Genomic DNA, 4,218 nt, shown 5'->3' with positions numbered 1-4,218 from the left:
ATCTAGCATTTGTGTGTTTAGCGTGTGACGCATTATCTTAGAGTCAGAACCGGTATCAGGCATGATTAACTACCTCTGGCGATTTCCGCTGGTTCCAACGAATCTTCCCACAACTCCATTCTCGATAGATTAGGAAAGCACCCAACGCCAATAATCCGTTGTCGAATATGCGCGTGACATAGATATACAACGTCATGAACTCCCCGACTGTCACGTTCTGAGTCAGCCAGTTATTCAATTCACCTGTGCTCCATTGGTCTAGGAATGGCTTCATAACATCGCGTGTAATTAAGTCGAAGACCGTGATAATTATCAAACCCTTTGAGCGTGTCCGGATGCATAGGAATATTAGCAAACCTGGGAATGCTAACGTTAGGATCGAACTAATGCCTAAAAGTGCGTATTGTACAAAATCAAACACCGGCAACTCCTCCTCGTTTTTTCGCAGATAACGAAAAGTTGTTATCTATTGTATCATATCATCCGTATTCATGCACATTCAAATACGCTGTTTCCTCTTGACACACCCCCTTATTTTTGCGACAATAATTTGAAAGGAACCTGTATCTTGAAGGTTCGCTGAATTGTTGATACCTTTAGACCTCAATTATATCAATATAGGAGCGGTTTCACATGAAACAAACGTATCGGTACAGTCTTGCAATTTTTCTGTTTTTAATATCTTCTGTCTATGTCGCTGACGCCCAAGTGATTGGTGGCACACTGATTTTTGGACGTGGTGGCGACTCCGTTGGACTTGACCCTGCGCAAGAAGAGGATGGCGAATCCTTCAAGGTGTGTGAGAATATCTACGACAGACTTGTACAGTACAAGAACGAGAGTACGGAAATCGAGCCAGCGCTAGCAGAATCGTGGGAGGCATCGGAGGATGGGTTGACGTGGCGATTTAACCTCCGCAAAGGGGTAAAGTTCCACGACGGTACGCCTTTCAATGCGGATGCAGTGCTCTTTTCGCTCAACCGTCAACACGATCCAAACCACCCCTTTCATAATGTTGGTGGTTCCTACACCTATTGGTTGTACACCGGATTGGCTGAAATTGTAGAGGAAATCAGGGCACCAGATGCCTATACAGTCGAAATAATTCTCAAACGTCCCTACGCCCCTTTCATCTACACTATCGCGATGCCACCCTTTTCGATCGTCAGTCCAACGGCCCTCCAGAAATGGAGGGAAGATTTTAAGAATCATCCGGTCGGCACAGGACCGTTTAAGTTTGTGCGTTGGGATCGGGAAGACAAGGTTGTCTTGGAGGTGAACACAGACTATTGGGAAGGACGCCCACCGCTTGACCGAATAATCTTCCGATCTATCCCCGATAATTCGGTGCGTCTTATCGAGTTACAAAACGGGAGTATTCATGCAATGGAATTTCCGAACCCGGATGACCTGCTCCAGATCCGCGCAGATTCCCAACTCAAGATCATCGAACAGCCCGGTATGAATATCGGTTACCTTGCGATGAATTTCGATAAAAAGCCTTTCGACAACCTGAAGGTTCGTCTCGCCGTCAACCACGCAATCAACAAGCACGAGATTGTTACAGAGCTTTATCAAGGTATGGGCATCCCCGCCAAAAACCCCATTCCACCGACGATGTGGAGTTATGATGACTCGATTGAGGAGTACACCTATGATCCGGCAAAGGCGAAGGCATTACTTGCAGAGGCAGATTACGCAGATGGCTTCGAGACGACACTGTGGGCATTGCCGGTGCCTCGCCCTTATATCCCCGATGGGAGTGCTCTCGCTGCAGCGATTCAATCAGATTTGCGCCATGTTGGAATAATAGCAAAGATTGTGACCTTCGATTGGGGAACGTACTTGGAAAAGACCAAACACGGTGAGCATGACACAGCAATGCTCGGTTGGTCTGCTGACCTCGGCGATCCGGATAATTTCTTCTACTACCTCTTGAGCAAGGAAGCAGCGCAAAAACCAGCGGGGAACATCGCATTCTATCGCAGCGATGAGATGCAGGAAATTCTGGTCGAAGCACAGTCAATTATGGATCAAGCCAAGCGGATCGAACTTTATAAAAAAGCCCAAGCGCTTTTTCACCGCGATGTCCCTTGGGTCCCACTAGCACACTCCAAACAGATCTTAATTATCAACAAACAGATTAAGAATCTCAAACTTCACCCAACATCGTGGAAGTATTTTCGACAGATCTGGCTTGAAAAGTGATGTAACGCATGATTGTCTACGTCTTGCACCGACTCCTCTCAATGGGATTATCGCTCTTTGGTGTTTCGCTGCTCGTCTTTTTCATGGTGCACCTGATTCCCGGTGATGCCGCCCTCGCAATTCTTGGGGAACGTGCGACAGAGGAGGCGTTGACTGAACTCCGTCGCCAGATGGGGCTGAATCAACCGCTGTATAAGCAATATGGGGTGTTCCTGTGGGATTTGGTGCACTTTGATCTGGGACGTTCGTTTAAGACGAACCAACCGGTCATTGACGAAATTCTCCGCAAATTTCCTGCGACGGTAGAACTGACGCTCGCAGCGATGATTTTCTCCATCTTTTTCGGCATAGCTGCAGGGATTATCGCTGCTGTCAATCGTGGGAAGTTTTGGGACTACACGACGATGTTCGGATCATTGGCAGGGATTTCAATGCCAATTTTCTGGCTCGGTTTGATGCTGATCCTGCTGCTTGCTTATACCTTCCCGATTTTTCCCAGCTCACAACGGCTCGACGCTGTATTAGATCTCGACATTCAACACCGTACCCACTTTTATCTGATTGATACCCTGCTCGCTGGCAACTTTGCTGCGTTTCGAGATGCAATCGCGCACCTCATTCTCCCTGCTATAACGCTTGGCACAATACCGTTAGCGATTATCGCTCGCATGACACGGTCTAGCCTCCTAGAGGTTCTCAACCAACAGTACATCGTAACCGCCTATGCTAAAGGGTTACCCAAACGGGTTGTGATTCTTAAACATGCGTTAAAAAATAGCATCATTCCTGTGTTGACAGTCATTGGTCTCCAATTCGGCTATCTGATGGGCGGTGCGATTTTAACAGAACATATTTTCTCTTGGCCCGGGTTGGGTTCGTGGCTGCGGGCTGCGGTTGAAGCGCGTGATATTCGTCCGGTACAGGGTGGTGTTCTCTTTGTCGCGACGGTTTTTATGACGGTGAACCTAATTGTCGATCTGCTCTACGCATATTTTGATCCGCGTATCCGCGTTGGAGGGGAGGCAACATGAGGGACAATCGCCCTCAATTTTATCACGAGCTGCTGCGCCAGAAATCGGCGGTGATTGGCGCATCGATCTTGACGTTTTTCATTATTATCGCACTCTTTGCCCCGCTGATCGCAACCCATGACCCCCGCGATGCAGATGTGAGCGCACGACTCAAAGGTTGGTCTCAAGATCATTACTTTGGAACCGATAAGGTTGGGAGGGATATTTTCAGTCGCATTGTCTACGGCTCGCGGATCTCGATCAAAGTCGGATTGGTTGCGATGACATTCTCAATCTCGATTGGGGCACTGTTGGGTATTATCGCTGGCTATTATGGGGGTTGGCTTGACAACACGATCATGCGGGTGATGGACATGATGCTCGCCATGCCGAGTATCCTACTAGCGATGGTTATTGTTACCATTCTAGGACAGAGTCTGACCAATGCGATTATTGCTGTTTCGATTGTTTACATCCCACAATATGCTAGAATCTTGCGTGCGTCTGTCCTCACCATCCGTGAACAGGACTATGTAGCTGCTGCCCACGCCATCGGGGCAAGCGATTTTCGCATTCTGACCCGTGCGATCTTGCCTAACTGTCTTGCGCCCCTAATTGTGCAGGCAACGTTGGGAATGGGTGCGGCGATTCTGGATGCCGCCGGTCTCAGCTTTCTTGGGCTTGGTGCCGAAATCGGTGAACCGGAGTGGGGTGCGATGCTTAACGAGAATCGGGCGTTGATTCGTCGTGCACCGTGGACTGTCATGACGCCGGGGATTGCAATCTTCCTGATTGTTTTAGGGTTCAATCTACTGGGGGATGCGCTGCGGGATGTGCTGGATCCGCAGGTGAAAACGTAATTGGTTCATTAGTTCATTGGCTCATTGATTACATATCACACAAGTTATTTAAGAAGGGGGAAGCATGAAGATTACGGATATAAAGCCTTTGCCGGTATGGGGAGGTGCAAGGAATTTCTTCTTTGTCAAGGTCGAAACCG

4 protein-coding genes are annotated in these 4,218 nt (G+C 48.3%); 3 read left to right on the top strand and 1 reads right to left on the bottom strand.

Going from position 1 to position 4,218, the window contains the following annotated elements:
* Positions 1-55 precede the first annotated feature (55 nt).
* Positions 56-316, bottom strand: coding sequence for a hypothetical protein (locus J4G02_21500; protein ID MCE2397096.1), 261 nt, complete (start codon positions 314-316; stop codon positions 56-58).
* 317 nt (positions 317-633) lie between these two features.
* Here J4G02_21500 and J4G02_21495 point away from each other — a divergent pair, with 317 nt between their 5' ends.
* Genes J4G02_21495 through J4G02_21485 form a run of 3 tightly spaced genes read left to right on the top strand, consistent with a single transcriptional unit; the run spans position 634 to position 4,078 of the window.
* The gene (locus tag J4G02_21495; GenBank protein MCE2397095.1) at positions 634-2,208 is read left to right on the top strand and encodes an ABC transporter substrate-binding protein; all 1,575 of its coding nucleotides are present in this window, start codon (positions 634-636) and stop codon (positions 2,206-2,208) included.
* Positions 2,209-2,216: 8 nt separating this feature from the next.
* On the top strand, positions 2,217-3,239 hold the full coding sequence (locus tag J4G02_21490) for an ABC transporter permease (protein MCE2397094.1): 1,023 nt from the start codon (positions 2,217-2,219) through the stop codon (positions 3,237-3,239).
* Positions 3,236-4,078 carry an ABC transporter permease gene (locus J4G02_21485; protein MCE2397093.1) on the top strand — a complete coding sequence of 281 codons (843 nt, stop codon included), beginning with the start codon at positions 3,236-3,238 and terminating at the stop codon, positions 4,076-4,078. The genes J4G02_21490 and J4G02_21485 overlap by 4 nt, the downstream gene beginning before the upstream one ends.
* The last annotated feature ends 140 nt before the right edge of the window (positions 4,079-4,218 follow it).

The organism is Candidatus Poribacteria bacterium (assembly GCA_021295755.1).
Lineage (GTDB): Bacteria > Poribacteria > WGA-4E > WGA-4E > PCPOR2b > PCPOR2b.
Note: the sequence above shows the minus strand (reverse complement) of the source record. Positions and strands in the feature narration are given on the sequence as shown.

Excerpts from the sequence above, each read along its gene's own strand:
- J4G02_21495 (MCE2397095.1), top strand. The coding sequence starts at position 634 with ATGAAACAAACGTATCGGTACAGTCTTGCAATTTTTCTGTTTTTAATA.
- J4G02_21485 (MCE2397093.1), top strand. The coding sequence starts at position 3,236 with ATGAGGGACAATCGCCCTCAATTTTATCACGAGCTGCTGCGCCAGAAA.
- J4G02_21490 (MCE2397094.1), top strand. The coding sequence starts at position 2,217 with ATGATTGTCTACGTCTTGCACCGACTCCTCTCAATGGGATTATCGCTC.